Here is a 12,566-nt window from a genome sequence, read left to right as displayed (position 1 = left end):
ACTCTCAACCTCCACCACCCTCTTCCGATCTGGGTTGTCGCGACAACCCAGGAGTTGACGGTCCGGACGCGAGTCTGCCCCCTGTCAGCGCATGCCCGATGGCCCCGCTAGGCTGCGGCGATGTTCCGCGTCGTCGCCGTCGACCTCGACGGCACCCTGCTCCGCTCCGACGGCACCGTCTCCGCCCGCACCCGCGCCGCGCTGGCCCAGGCCACCGCAGCCGGGGCCCGCCTGGTGATCGTGACGGCTCGGCCGCCACGTACGGCCGTTGCGCTGGCGCGCCTGGCGGGCATCGGCGGGGTGGCGGTCTGCTCCAACGGCGCGATCGTCCACGACCTGGACACGGGCGAGACCCTGATCACTGGGCCGCTGCCGCTCGACGTGGCCGAACGCGCCGCGGCCACGATCGCCGCCGCGCTCGACGGCGCCACGTTCGCGGTGGAGACCGGCCGGCGGGCGGTGGTCGGCCCCGGCCACGGGCACCATGCCACGCACGAGGACGCCCGGCACGAGGTCGACACTCCGGCGCAGGTGTGGGCGCAGGCCGAGAGCTGCGTGAAGCTGCTGGTCTGGTCGCCCGCGCCGGTCACCGACGAGCTGCTGACCCGGATCGAGGCGGTGGTCCCGGAGGTCCGGATCACCTACTCGGGCGGCAGCGGGTTGCTGGAGATCAGCGCGGCGACGGTGTCCAAGGCGGACACGCTGGCGCGGCTGTGCGCGGACTGGGACATCAGTCCGGACCAGGTAATCGCCTTCGGCGACATGCCGAACGACCTGCCTGTGCTGGAATGGGCGGGCACGGGTGTCGCCGTCGCCAACGCGCATCCGCGGGTGCTGGCGGGCGTGGGCCGGGTCACCGCGAGCAATGACGAGGACGGCGTCGCGCTGGTCCTCGAGGAGGTCTTCGCCGGTGCCGGCGATGTCGTACCGGGCCGCTAGCGTCACCGCGACATCGGTCGTCGTGTGTGGAGTGTGGACATGTTTCGGCAGGGTGATGTGCTGGTCGTCCCGATCGCGCGGGAGGCGCTGCCCGAGGGCCTGATGGACGCGCCCCGTGACCGGCGCAACCGGATGGTGCTGGCGCTCGGCGAGGCGACCGGGCACGCGCACGTGCTGACCGGCGAGCGGGTGTCGCTGCTCTGCCCGCCCGACGAGCCCGGCCGGCTCTACCTGCTGATCGAGGGCTACGGGCGCCTGGTGCACGAGGAGCACGGCCCGATCGCGCTCTCCCCCGGCGCTTACAAGGTGGTGCGCCAGCGGGAGTACTTCCCCGGCGCCATCCGCCCGGTCGCGGACTGACGCGGCATGCGCGAGCGATTGACGTGCGGCGCGCCTCATGCCGCCGACGAGCGCAGCGAGGAGACGGCATGAGCGAGCGGATCATCAGTGACGACGTCCGGCTGGCCGAGCGCGCCGACCGGTGGCTGGCCACGGGGCTGAGCTGCGAGCCCGCCGACCGGGCCGGGGCCGAGGCGGGTGTGCGCGTGGCGTACGCGCTGGCCGGCCTGCCGGCGCCGAAGCGCATCGTCTGGCTCGGCTCCCCTGCGGCGGGGGCCCTCGCGGTGGCGATGCTGCGCACCGGCCTGCGTGGTGGCCGCCGCGACGAGCACGTGCGGCAGGCGCTGGAGGCGCAGGGCGCGCGGCCGCGGGAGACCCTGCCGGGCAGCAGCGTACGGCCGCAGGTGCGCACGCGTCCCTGGGCGCGGGCCCGTGCGGCGTCGACCGCCAAGCTGGGCAACACCGGCTTCGCCCGGCACTGGGCGGCCACGGCACGCCGTCCCTGGCAGCAGCTCACCGACCAGATCGCCACGCCGCTGCGGACGCGGATCGACGCCGACCTCGCCGCCCGCCTGTCGGCTCGGGCCGACCAGGAGGAGCAGGTCGCCGCGCTGCCGCAGGCGGCCCGGGAGGCGCTGCTCGACGCGATCGGCGGCCAGCACGACGCGGCGTGGCTGGGCGCGTTCGACAGCCACCCGGACGTGGACGGGCTGGCCCGGGTCGCGGGCAGCGCGGGCTGGTGGTGGGCGTTCGAGCACGTCGCGGTGCTGACCGAGCGGCCGGTGGCGGTGCACCGGGACAACCTGGGCCGGTTGCACCACGGCGACGGCCCGGCACTGTCCTACCCGGACGGGTTCGGCCTGCACGCGTGGAGCGGCATGCCGATCACGGCCGAGGTCGCCGCCGAGCTGCCGCACCTGACCGTGGCGCGGATCCGCGAGGAGGGCAACGCCGAGATGCGCCGGGTGATGCTGGAGCACTTCGGGTTCGACCGCTACCTGCGCGAGTCCGGCGCGTCCAAGACGCAGTCCGACGAGTGCGGCACGCTGTGGCGGGTCACGCTGCCGGGCGACGAGCCGCTGGTCATGGTCGAGGTGCTGAACTCCAGCCCGGAGCCGGACGGCAGCTTCCGGACGTACTTCCTGCGCGTGCCGCCGACCATCCGCACCGCGCGGGCCGGGGTGGCGTGGACGTTCGACCTCAGCGAGGAGGAGTACGTCCCGCTGCAGCAGACCTGACCGGCTCGCCCGGCACGCCCCAGGTCGGCGGCGGCCCGGCGGGGATCCGCTCGGGCACGCCGCCGGCGAAGACCCGATGCAGTTCCAGGCGTTTGAGGTGCACGTATCCGATGTGGCAGTCGCAGGTGATGTTGGTGCACGGGCGGGGACGCAGAGCCGCGCGGTAGCTGCCGTCGTACAGGTTGCCCAGCGGCGCGGGGATGAAGTGGCAGCGGCGGACGGTGCCGTCGCCGAGCACGGACAGCGACGTCTCGCCCGCGCCGCACTCGTGCCCGGCGGAGGCGTGCGGGCGCACGCTGTACCCGAACAGCGGGTCGATCGCGGTCCACGCCGCCTCGGCGGTCGCGTCGTAGGTGTGCCCGTCGGCGGCGTTGACCCAGAGGTAGGTCGAATCCGGCAGCAGCGCGCGCAGCGCGACGGCCTCGGCGTGGTGCTCGGGCAGGCCGACCATGCCGACGGAGTGCCGGATGCCGTGGTCGCGCAGCGTCGCGCAGGCGGCCAGGAAGCGTGCCCGGCTCACCTGGCCGGGGTGGTAGGTGGCCCACAGCGCGAGCCGGGCGGGGTCGGCCTCGGCGACCCAGGTCAAGCGCCCGGCCAGGTTGGTCTGGATGGCGACCCGCGCGACGTGCGGCAGGTGCGACAGCCGCACCAGCGCCTGCCGGTACCAGGACCGGGTGAGCCCCTCGCCCCACGGCGTGAACAGCACCGACAGCGTGTCACCGGCCGGGTTGGCCGCCACCCAGTCGGTGAACCGGGCCAGCTGCGCCCGGTCGGCGGTCAGCTGCGCCCGGCTGTCGCGGCGCTTCGCGAAAGGGCAGTACGGGCAGTCGTAGTTGCAGCTCGCGAGCGGGCCCCGGTAGAGCAGCAGCAGGTTCACCGCAGCACCGCCCGCGCCATCGCGGCGCGCACCGGCCCGGACACCAGCCACGGCCCGATCGCGTCGCCGCGCGCCAGCCCTTCGCCGGTCAGCGCCAGCCGCCCGCCCGACTCGGCCGCCCAGCCCCGGTCGCCGAGCTCGGCCAGGTGCGGGAAGTCGTGCTCGACCGCGCCGCCGAAGCGCGCCGCGTACCCGGCCAGGTCCACGCCGTCGGCGCGCAGCAGCGACTTCACCAGCCAGCGCAGCCGCTGCTCGGCGCCGTCGAGGGCGAACCCGAACTCGGCATGCCCGAAGTCGGCGGCGGGGCGGCTCAGGTAGTCGTCGACGATGGCGCGCACCTCGCGCACGCTCACCGCGTAGTCGAAGGAGTAGTGCAGGTCGGCGGTGTACGAGCGGGCGCCGCAGCCGACGCCGACCATGCCGTCGTCCTGGCAGCAGTAGTCGGCGCCGTCCGGGTCGGGCACGTCGGCGCGGCGGAACTGGCGCATGGACAGCTGCCGGTAGCCGGCCTCGCGCAGCAGGTCACGGCCGTGCCGGTAGAGGTCGAGCCGCTCGGCGTCCCACCGCGGGTCGGGTCCGTCGCCGTGGCGGCGGCCGAGGCCGGTCAGCGGGCGCACGTACAGCGGGTAGAGGTAGATCTCCTCGGGTGTCCAGGCCAGCGCCTCGCGCAGCGAGTACGTCCAGGTGTCGCGGGTCTGCCCGGGGATGCCGTAGATCAGGTCGAGATTGCGCACCCCGAAGCCGCCGTCGCTGATCGCGGCCAGCGCCCGGTCCACCTCGGCGCGCCGCTGCGGGCGGCCGGCGGCGTGCGCCTCGGCATCCAGGAAGCTCTGCACGCCCATGCTCACCCGGCGCGTGCCGTGCGCGGCCAGCACCGCCATCCGGTCCGGGGTCGCCGTCGCGGGCGACGTCTCGACCGACAGCCCCGCCGCGGCCGGGTCGAGCCCCAGCACCCCGGTCGTGATCGCGAACAGCTCGGCCAGCTCGGCGGCGTCCAGGTAGGTCGGGGTGCCGCCGCCGATCGCGGCGCGCGCGTAGCGGGCCGGGCCGATAGCCGCCGCGACCTGCTCGGCCTGCACCCGCAGCTGCCGCAGGTATGCCCCGACCTGCTCGGCGGGCGGCTGCGCGCGGGTGAACAGGTTGCAGAACCCGCAGCGCATCTCGCAGAAGGGGATGTGCAGGTAGAGGAAGAGCGCGTCCCGGGGCTGGCCCGCCCACACATCGGCCAGCGCGGGTCGCGGGCGCAGTGCCCGGTACGCCGTCTTGTGCGGGTAGGCGTACAGGTAGCCCTGGTACGGCGAGCCGTCGAGCACCCTCACCACTCCCCCGGCCGCAGTGTGAACTGCGCGTACGGCACCGTCCACACGACGTCGTGGCCGATGCGGTGCCCGTGGTGGCCGTCCTCGCCGTACGCGGTGCCGTGGTCGGCGCACATGATCACGAAACACGGCCGCCCACGTGACGTGAGCAGCGAGAAAAGGCGCGGCACCTGCGTGTCCACGTAGCACAGCGCGGCGGCGTGGCTGTCCCGGCCGTCTTCGGCCGCGCCGGGCAGGTAGTGCCGGTTGGGCTGGTGCAGCGCGGACACGTTGAGGAAGGTGAACAGCGGCCGCTCGCCGGGCAGCGCGGCGGCGCTGGCCTGGAGCTGGTCGAGCTGGTGCCGCAGCGAGTCCGGCTCGGTCACCCCGAACTCGGGCCGCCAGTGGTCCTCGGCGAACAGGCCCGGCAGCACGCTGCCCAGCGCCGAGCGCCGGTTGAAGAAGCCCACCCCGCCCAGGCACAGCGTGTGGTATCCGGCCTCGGCCAGCCCGGTGACCAGGTCCGGGGCGTCGAACACGAACGTGCCGCCGGCCGTCGTCTCGCTGCCGGGGAACCGCGCCGCGAACAGCCGCTCGTGCCGCCCCGGCCCGACCGGCGTCGGCAGGAAGCCCGCGAAGAACGCGTGGTGTGCCGCGTAGGTGAAGCTCGCCGGGGTGTGCCGCCGCTCCCAGCCGGCGTCCGGCAGCACCCGGGACAGGTGCGGGGTGCGCCCGGTCGCGGCCAGCTCCACCGCCACGTCGTAGCGCAGCGTGTCCAGCGTGACCAGCGCCAGATCGTGCGTACCGACCAGCGCCGCCATGTCGGTGCTCATGCCGCGGTGACCGCCCGCTCGCGCTCCAGCAGCGCCGCGATCTCGGCGTCGTAGGTGTCGCGGCCGTCGACGAGCAGGCCGGGCAGCAGGTCGCCGAACGCGTTGACCTCGGCGACCGCGTGCGAGCGCCAGCCCGCCGCGAACATAAGGTCCACGCCGGTGTGCAGGCTGCCCGGAAAGCAGGCGGCGACGGCGCGGCAGGTGTCCATCCCGGCGGCGTAGTGCGTTCCGGCCGCGGCGCGCAGCGCGCACAGGTCGCCGCGTACGCCGCCCAGGTGCAGGTTGGTCATCGGCGAGCGGCTGCCGCGCACCACCACGTGCGACGGGCGACCCGCCACGGTGACCACGCGCAGGTCGACGACGCGGCCGTCCAGTCCGGCCTTGGGCAGCCAGCGCTGCACGTGCAGGCCGTCCGGCGCCAGCCGGTCCACGATCGCGGCGACGTCGCGCTCGTCGCGGTAGTGCCGCACCCGCAGCGAGTTGAACAGCCTGCCGCCGTCCAGCTCGACCGAGGTGGTGGCCAGGATGCGGCCGCCGCCGAGCTGCAGCGCGATCACGCCGGAGGCCGACGAGCCGTGCCGGGTCTTGACGAACACCCGCCGCCAGCCGGCCTCGTCCAGCCAGGACCGCAGCTGCGCCCAGCCCGTGGGCGAGCCGGGCAGCGCCGCCGGGACGGGCACACCGGCGGCGGACAGGCGGGCGTGGCAGGCGGCCTTGTCGAACATCACCAGGATCTCGGCCGGGTCGGCGAGCAGCCGGGCGCCGGCGTCGCGGGCGCCGTCCGCGATCCGGTGCAGGGCCCGGGCGAAGCCCGCGTACCAGGCGCTCGCGCCGACGATCTCGCCGTGCTCGGCGGGTGCGGCCGCGCCGCGCAGCAGCCGGTCGACCTCGGCGTCCTCGCCCGGCGACTCGACGCGCACCCACGTGCCCGGACGCAGCCGCAGCGGCGCGCCGGACAGCACGTCGAGCCAGCCGACGACGTCCGGTTCGGGCAGCCCGGCACGCACCGCGGCCGCGGCGAACAGCGTGACGCGGCGGTTGCCGGGGATGCCGACGACGGTGAGGTGCATCTACTCGGAGACCGCGATGTAGCGGTCGTCGCGGCGGGATCGTGACGGCTCGGACACGTCCAGCTCCACCCCGGCCTGGGCCAGCTCGGCGGTGAGCCGCGCCAGGTGTGCCTCACCGATGAAGTGGTGGTGCAGGTCCAGTTTGCGCAGGTGGATCAGCGGCTGCCCGGCCAGCAGCGCGGCCGCGCCCTCGTCGCCGAGCATGCCCAGCGACAGGTCCAGCTTCTCCAGCCGGGCGACCACCGGCGCACCCGCCAGCGCGGCGGCGACCTGGTCGGCGATCTCCGAGTCGCGCAGGCCGAGCGAGGTCAGCGCGGGCAGCCGGGTGCCGGACAGGATCGGCGCCAGGTCCTCCACGGTGGCGTCGCCGCCGTAGTTGTCGGTGCCCAGCCACAGCTCCAGGTGGGTGAGCGCGGGCAGGTCGCACTCGCCGACGGCGCGCACCACCTCGGCGGGCAGGCCACCGGACTCGATGGTGAACTCGCGCAGGCGCTCGTGCCGCAGGGGCTTGAGGCTCAGCTCGGTGGCGCCGCGCACGGTCAGCACCTCCAGCAGCGGCAGCGCCTCCAGCAGCGGGGAGATGTCGGTGTGCTGGATCCAGGAGATCTCGCACTCCTCGTAGGTCATCTCGCCCAGGAACAGCGCCCGCAGCCCGGTGAAGCGCGGCAGCAGCTCGGCGAGCAACCCCATCGGCGGTGCGGTGTCGTAGGCCCCGCCCCAGTTGCCGATGACCAGCGCCTCGACGTCGCCGACCCAGTCCTCGGCGGCCAGCGCGGCCAGCCGCTCACGGAACTCGCCGCTGTCGTCGTAGTCGGTGTCCTCCAGGCGCCAGGCGGTGCCGGCCCGCTTCGCCTTCCCGAGGTCGTCCGGGTAGTTCGCGACGGGCCTGCCGGCGAACGTCGTGATGTGCGAGCCGATCGTCATGCGCGCTGCCTCCGGGGTGCGGTCGAGGGACCCTAACACCCGCCGCCGACGTCCCCGCCAGGCCGCCGCAGCCCATTCATTGCATTAGATAGTTAAGTTTACTAAACTCCATCCGCACCACTCGGAGCGAGCCGCTTCCTCGTCCGAACCGCACCCGACCGGACCCCGGTGCCCCTGGCACGCGGCGTTGCCCGCCGCGCCCAGGGAGGGGCGCACCGACGTGCCCGGTCAGTCGATGTGCCGTGGCGATGCGCCGTCACGGCACCGGACACCGAAGGGACCCCCATGTCCGAAACCCCCGAGAAGTCCCGCCGCGCCCGCTGGGCCGCCGCCGGACTGGCTCTGGCCACCGCGGCCGCCGGAATCGCCGTCGCGCTGGCCCCGGCCACGACGGCCCAGGCGGTCGTGCTGCCCAACGGCTTCAAGAGCGTGGGCTACATGCCCTCCTGGGCAGGCAACGTCAACACCGTCCAGTACGGCAAGCTGACGCACATCAACTACGCGTTCGTCCTGCCCAACGCCAACGGCAGCCTGCAGGGCCTGGACAACCCGTCCAAGCTGTCCTCGCTGGTCTCGCTGGCCCATGCCAACAACGTCAAGGTCTCCATCGCCGTGGGCGGCTGGAACGACGGCAACGACTCGGCCTTCGAGTCCCTGGCGGGCAACGCCACCGCGCGCACCGCCTTCGTCAACAATCTGGTGAACCTCGTCAACCAGTACAACCTCGACGGCGTCGACATGGACTGGGAGTACCCGGACCCGGGCACCTCGGGCAGCAACTACACGGCGCTGATGAGCCAGCTCAGCACCGCCATGCACAGCCGCGGCAAGCTGCTCACCGCCGCGGTCGTCTCCGAGGGCGGCACCGCCAGCGGCGTGCAGCCGGCCGTGTTCGGCTACGTCGACTGGCTGAACATCATGGCGTACGACGGCGGCAGCCCGCACGCGAACTACACCTGGTCCATCAACGCGGTGAACTTCTGGAAGAGCCGCGGCCTGCCCGCGAGCAAGGCCGTGCTGGGCGTGCCGTTCTACAGCCGCCCGACGTACTACACGTACAGCCAGCTCGTCGCGATGGACCCGGCCAACGCCAACCGGGACTGCACCACGGTCAGCGGCGTGCAGCAGTGCTACAACGGCCTGCCGACCGTCCGCGCCAAGACCGCGTGGGCCAAGGCCAACGCCGGCGGCATGATGAACTGGGAGCTGTCCCAGGACACCACCGGCGCGACCTCGCTGGTCAGCGCGATCTACGAGGTGGCCGTCGGCGGCACCCCGCCGTCGTCGCCGCCGCCGGGCGGCCGCACCGGCCGCATCGTCGGCCAGGCCTCCGGCAAGTGCGTCGACGTCGCCGCCGCCAGCACCGCCAACGGCGCCGCCATCCAGCTCTACACCTGCAACGGCACCAACGCGCAGACCTGGACCATCGGCACCGACGGCACGATCCGCGCCCTCGGCAAGTGCATGGACATCACCAGCGGCTCCACCGCCAACGGCGCCCTGATCCAGCTCTGGGACTGCAACGGATCCGGCGCCCAAGTCTGGCAACCCCAGTCCAACGGCAACCTCCGCAACCCCCAGTCCGCCAAGTGCCTCGACGCCAAGGACCTCGGCACCGCCGACGGCACCCGCCTCCAGATCTGGACCTGCGCCACCTCCGGCAACCAAATCTGGACCCTCCCCTGACCCCCACCCCCCTTCAGTGCGTTGATCATGAACTTATGGGCATGTTCGACGGCGTGTCGCCACCCTAACTTCATGATCGATGCGCAGCGCGGGCCCACGCCGGTCGACGGCGTGGGCCCGCGCTGGGGACGGCGGGTCAGCGCCAGGTGTGGGCGGGGGTGAAGCCCAGGAGGCGGCGGGCCTTGTCGATGGAGAGCAGGGTCTCGTGGCCGGCGACGGGGCGCTGCCAGGGCAGGTCGGGGAAGACCTCGGCGGCCAGGTCGGCGGTCTTGCGGTGCATCACCGTGTCGGCGTTGGCGATGATGAAGACCTCCAGGCCGGGCGCGGTGTATTCGAGCGCCTTGCGGACCGCCTGGGCGCCGTCCCGGCAGTCGATGTACGACCACAGGTTCCAGCTGCGTACCCTCGCATCGTCCTGCCACGACGGGAAGTTCGCGTAGTCGCCGGGCTCCATCACGTTGGAGAAGCGCAGGCCGATCATCTTCAGCGCGGGGTCCCACCGGCAGAACTGCGCCGCCATCTGCTCGTCGAGGTGCTTGGCCAGCGAGTACGCCGTCTCCGGGCGGCCCGCGTACTCCTCGTCGACCGGCAGGTACGGCGGCGGGGTGTCGAACGGCAGCCCGAGCACCGTCTCGCTGGACGCCCATACGACGTTGCGGATGCCCGCCGCCCGCGCGGCCGCGAACACGTTGTAGCTGACCGTGATGTTGTTGGCGAACGTCGCCGCGTTGCCCGTCACGCCCGGTCCCGGAATCGCCGCCAGATGCACGACGGCGTCGACCTTCGCGTACCGGGCGTCGATCGCGGTGAACGCCTCCACCGCCTGGCCGTAGTCGGTGAAGTCGATCCGGGTGTACGGGCACAGCTGCTCGCGCGGGGGCGCCACGTCGAGGTTCACCACGTCGTACCCGTTGTCGAGCAGGTCGCGCACCACCGCCCGGCCGAGCTTGCCGCTACCGCCGGTCACCGCCACGAGCGCCATGTCCACCGTCCCTCTCGAAGATCCGCGACCCAACCTATCCGCCCCTACGGCGACGGCACAGTCACGCCTGATGGGGATGATCGCGAATTCCGGTCCGAATCCGCGGTCTGACCGCACATCTCGACCGGAAATCGCGATCATCCCCCGGACCCCCGGAGCAGGGAGCCGGGAACCCCTGAGCCGGGGCAGGGGGTGCCGGTGGCGGTGTCCGTCCCTGGCACCGCCACCGGCGGGCGCCCGCCCCGGCGGCACATCCGGGACAGGCGCGGCGCGGGAGGGTCAGTGGCCGTGGCCGTGGCCCTTGCGGCCCCACGGGCCGGTGATGGCGAGCACGAGCCCGTCGCCCTGGATGCCGACGAACAGGATCCGGCCGTCCTTGCTGAACGTCGGGCCGGCGAACTCGCTGTCGCTGATCTCGTTGCGGGCCAGCGCGTACGTCTCGCCCCGGTCGCTGACGCCGACCAGGTGGGACAGGCCCTCGCCGTCCTCGGCGAGGATGAGGCCGCCGTACGGGGAGACGGTGATGTTGTCCGGCCCGTCGAACGCGCCCTCGACGTCCGGGTCCGGGTTCACCCCGAAGATCGTCCTGAGCTCGATGGTCTCGCGCTTCGGGTCGTAGAACCAGACCTGGCCGTCGTGCTCGTGCACGCTGCCGTCGCCGATCCGGGCGTAGCTGGAGACGAAGTAGACGCCGCCGTCGCCGTACCACTGGCCTTCGAGCTTGCGGGCCCGGGTGACCTGGTCGTCGGTGAACTGTTTGCGCACCGAGACCGTGGTGGCCAGCCGGTCCGGCACGTCCACCCAGGTCACGCGGTAGGTGGTGCCGGGCGTGGTGGCGGCGGACAGGTCGGCGATGTGCTCGCCGCGCAGCGACGCCCGCAGCGCCTGGAGGCGGCCCGCGGTGTCGCCGCCCTCGCTGAGGGCGAGCTTGCGCAGCGCGCCGTCGCGGCCCTTGAAGCCCTTCGGCGGCACCCAGCGGAAGTAGAGCCCGTTCGGGCCGCTCGCGTCCTCGGTCAGGTAGATCTCGTCGGTCTTCGGGTCGACCGCGACGGCCTCGTGGGAGTAGCGGCCGAGGAACTTCAGCGGCACCGGCTCGTAGTTGGCCTCCTGGTCGAACGGGTCGACCTCGAACACCCAGCCGTGGTCCTGCTGGAACACGCCGCCCTTGCGCTGCTCGGTCTCCTCGCAGGTGAGCCAGGTGCCCCACGGGGTGATGCCGCCGGCGCAGTTGTTGTGCGTGCCGGCGAGGCTGACGTACTGCCGGACCCGGTCGCCGTGGTGGTCGACCTCGATGTTGGTGGTGCCGCCGCGGGCGCCGGGGTCGAAGGTCAGGCCGGGCCGGGCGGGCACGCCGTACGGCTCCGAGCCGCCGATCTCGTGGTTGTTGACCAGGGTGAAACCGCGGCGGGTGCCGAAGCAGGCGGTGCCGTCCGGGTCGCCGGGGGTAGGCTCGCCGGTCGTGAGCAGCGTCTGCCCCGCCCGGGCGACGATCCGGTAGGAGAAGCCCTCCGGCAGGGCGAGGACGCCGGCCGGGTCCGGGATCAGCGGGCCGTATCCGGCGACGGACGGGTGGGCGTACGCCGGTCCGGCGATGGCCTGGACGCTGCCGGCGAACGCGATGCCCAGACCGCCGAGGGTGCCGGCGCGCAGCAGGTTGCGGCGGGAGAGGGGGGTGTGCACGTCAGAACCGCCTTCGAGGTTTGTTCATGTCGGTTGACCTCGACATGCAAACCCGCACGGTCTAACAGGCCGGGCGCGCCCGGCCACCGCTGCGCGAACAGCAGGCAAACAATGCGTGCCCGCGCGCGTACCGCCTGCTCAGGCGGTGGCGATGTCCTCGTCCTGGACCGCCTCGGCCAGCTCGCAGACGGCGACCAGGCGCCAGGTGATCTGGTCGGCGCGCCGCCAGTCGACGGTGCTCGGATCCGGCAGCCGCCAGCCCAGGCCGGTGGCCCGGTCGGTCAGCCCGTCGGCGTAGCTGGCGAGCTCGATCAGGGGCGGGCGCCGGTCCGGGTCGAGCGCGTCGCCGACGGCCGCGGTGGCCTGGTCGAGCATGGCGAGCACACCGGGGTCGGACGCCGCGGCGGCGCGTCCGGCGTCGCCGACGGCGCGGGCGTACCGCTCGAGCACCTGGCGGGCGAGTTCCGGGCTGGTGGGGCCGTGGTCCATGCGAGCGAGAGTAGGCGAGCGGGAGCCCCCCGAAGGAGGCCTGGCGTCCGATATGACCGAACAGTGGAGGAAGGCTGCCCGACCGGGTCCACCCGTGGGTGGTAAGCGCCCGCACATCTGGGCTATCTGCCTCGGTGCACGCAGCCGAGCACGATCCCGCTGATACGGTCGATCGCAACACGTATATTGTGGCATTGCGCGATACGAGCGA

Annotated in this window: 12 protein-coding genes; 4 read left to right on the top strand and 8 right to left on the bottom strand. The window is 73.2% G+C overall.

Annotation, left to right across the window (positions count from 1 at the left end):
* The first annotated feature begins 120 nt into the window (after positions 1-120).
* The 3 genes from AB0J67_RS35055 (at position 121) to AB0J67_RS35045 (ending at position 2,516) form a co-directional block, all read left to right on the top strand.
* A complete protein-coding gene (locus AB0J67_RS35055; protein WP_363489037.1) occupies positions 121-939 on the top strand; it encodes a Cof-type HAD-IIB family hydrolase in 819 nt (272 codons plus the stop codon).
* A gap of 39 nt (positions 940-978) precedes the next feature.
* On the top strand, positions 979-1,299 hold the full coding sequence (locus AB0J67_RS35050; protein WP_363489035.1) for a hypothetical protein: 321 nt from the start codon (positions 979-981) through the stop codon (positions 1,297-1,299).
* Between the two features lie 68 nt (positions 1,300-1,367).
* Complete coding sequence (locus AB0J67_RS35045; RefSeq protein ID WP_363489033.1) at positions 1,368-2,516, top strand: DUF6745 domain-containing protein; 1,149 nt, start codon at positions 1,368-1,370, stop codon at positions 2,514-2,516.
* Here AB0J67_RS35045 and AB0J67_RS35040 read toward each other — a convergent pair.
* From AB0J67_RS35040 to AB0J67_RS35020, 5 genes are read right to left on the bottom strand one after another with little or no spacing between them, the layout of a single operon-like run.
* Positions 2,479-3,393: an STM4011 family radical SAM protein gene (locus AB0J67_RS35040; protein ID WP_363489031.1), complete on the bottom strand. Its 915-nt coding sequence runs from the start codon at positions 3,391-3,393 to the stop codon at positions 2,479-2,481. The genes AB0J67_RS35045 and AB0J67_RS35040 overlap by 38 nt on opposite strands.
* The gene (locus AB0J67_RS35035; RefSeq protein ID WP_363489029.1) at positions 3,390-4,712 is read right to left on the bottom strand and encodes an STM4012 family radical SAM protein; all 1,323 of its coding nucleotides are present in this window, start codon (positions 4,710-4,712) and stop codon (positions 3,390-3,392) included. The genes AB0J67_RS35040 and AB0J67_RS35035 overlap by 4 nt, the downstream gene beginning before the upstream one ends.
* Positions 4,709-5,524, bottom strand: coding sequence for an STM4013/SEN3800 family hydrolase (locus AB0J67_RS35030; protein ID WP_363489027.1), 816 nt, complete (start codon positions 5,522-5,524; stop codon positions 4,709-4,711). Before AB0J67_RS35030 ends, AB0J67_RS35035 begins: the two co-directional genes overlap by 4 nt.
* Complete coding sequence (locus AB0J67_RS35025; RefSeq protein WP_363489025.1) at positions 5,521-6,594, bottom strand: STM4014 family protein; 1,074 nt, start codon at positions 6,592-6,594, stop codon at positions 5,521-5,523. The genes AB0J67_RS35030 and AB0J67_RS35025 overlap by 4 nt, the downstream gene beginning before the upstream one ends.
* Complete coding sequence (locus AB0J67_RS35020; protein WP_363489023.1) at positions 6,595-7,518, bottom strand: STM4015 family protein; 924 nt, start codon at positions 7,516-7,518, stop codon at positions 6,595-6,597.
* A gap of 285 nt (positions 7,519-7,803) precedes the next feature.
* Here AB0J67_RS35020 and AB0J67_RS35015 point away from each other — a divergent pair, with 285 nt between their 5' ends.
* The gene (locus tag AB0J67_RS35015) at positions 7,804-9,204 is read left to right on the top strand and encodes a glycosyl hydrolase family 18 protein (RefSeq protein ID WP_363489021.1); all 1,401 of its coding nucleotides are present in this window, start codon (positions 7,804-7,806) and stop codon (positions 9,202-9,204) included.
* Positions 9,205-9,340: 136 nt separating this feature from the next.
* Here AB0J67_RS35015 and AB0J67_RS35010 read toward each other — a convergent pair whose 3' ends face one another.
* The 3 genes from AB0J67_RS35010 to AB0J67_RS35000 form a co-directional block, all read right to left on the bottom strand.
* Positions 9,341-10,186, bottom strand: a complete 846-nt coding sequence (locus AB0J67_RS35010) for an NAD(P)-dependent oxidoreductase (RefSeq protein WP_363489019.1) — start codon at positions 10,184-10,186, stop codon at positions 9,341-9,343.
* A 279-nt stretch (positions 10,187-10,465) separates the two neighbouring features.
* Positions 10,466-11,866 carry an alkaline phosphatase PhoX gene (locus AB0J67_RS35005; RefSeq protein ID WP_363489017.1) on the bottom strand — a complete coding sequence of 467 codons (1,401 nt, stop codon included), beginning with the start codon at positions 11,864-11,866 and terminating at the stop codon, positions 10,466-10,468.
* Positions 11,867-12,004: 138 nt separating this feature from the next.
* Complete coding sequence (locus AB0J67_RS35000) at positions 12,005-12,355, bottom strand: DUF6401 family natural product biosynthesis protein (protein WP_363489015.1); 351 nt, start codon at positions 12,353-12,355, stop codon at positions 12,005-12,007.
* Positions 12,356-12,566 lie beyond the last annotated feature (211 nt).

The sequence above is a fragment of the Catellatospora sp. NPDC049609 genome, assembly GCF_040675365.1.
In the GTDB taxonomy this organism is placed as follows: domain Bacteria; phylum Actinomycetota; class Actinomycetes; order Mycobacteriales; family Micromonosporaceae; genus Catellatospora.
This window is presented reverse-complemented; position numbering and strand designations above follow the sequence as displayed.

Coding starts and splice junctions, on each gene's coding strand:
- AB0J67_RS35055 (WP_363489037.1), top strand. CDS start 121: ATGTTCCGCGTCGTCGCCGTCGACCTCGACGGCACCCTGCTCCGCTCC.
- AB0J67_RS35050 (WP_363489035.1), top strand. CDS start 979: ATGTTTCGGCAGGGTGATGTGCTGGTCGTCCCGATCGCGCGGGAGGCG.
- AB0J67_RS35045 (WP_363489033.1), top strand. CDS start 1,368: ATGAGCGAGCGGATCATCAGTGACGACGTCCGGCTGGCCGAGCGCGCC.
- AB0J67_RS35030 (WP_363489027.1), bottom strand. CDS start 5,524: ATGAGCACCGACATGGCGGCGCTGGTCGGTACGCACGATCTGGCGCTG.
- AB0J67_RS35025 (WP_363489025.1), bottom strand. CDS start 6,594: ATGCACCTCACCGTCGTCGGCATCCCCGGCAACCGCCGCGTCACGCTG.
- AB0J67_RS35020 (WP_363489023.1), bottom strand. CDS start 7,518: ATGACGATCGGCTCGCACATCACGACGTTCGCCGGCAGGCCCGTCGCG.
- AB0J67_RS35015 (WP_363489021.1), top strand. CDS start 7,804: ATGTCCGAAACCCCCGAGAAGTCCCGCCGCGCCCGCTGGGCCGCCGCC.
- AB0J67_RS35010 (WP_363489019.1), bottom strand. CDS start 10,186: ATGGCGCTCGTGGCGGTGACCGGCGGTAGCGGCAAGCTCGGCCGGGCG.
- AB0J67_RS35000 (WP_363489015.1), bottom strand. CDS start 12,355: ATGGACCACGGCCCCACCAGCCCGGAACTCGCCCGCCAGGTGCTCGAG.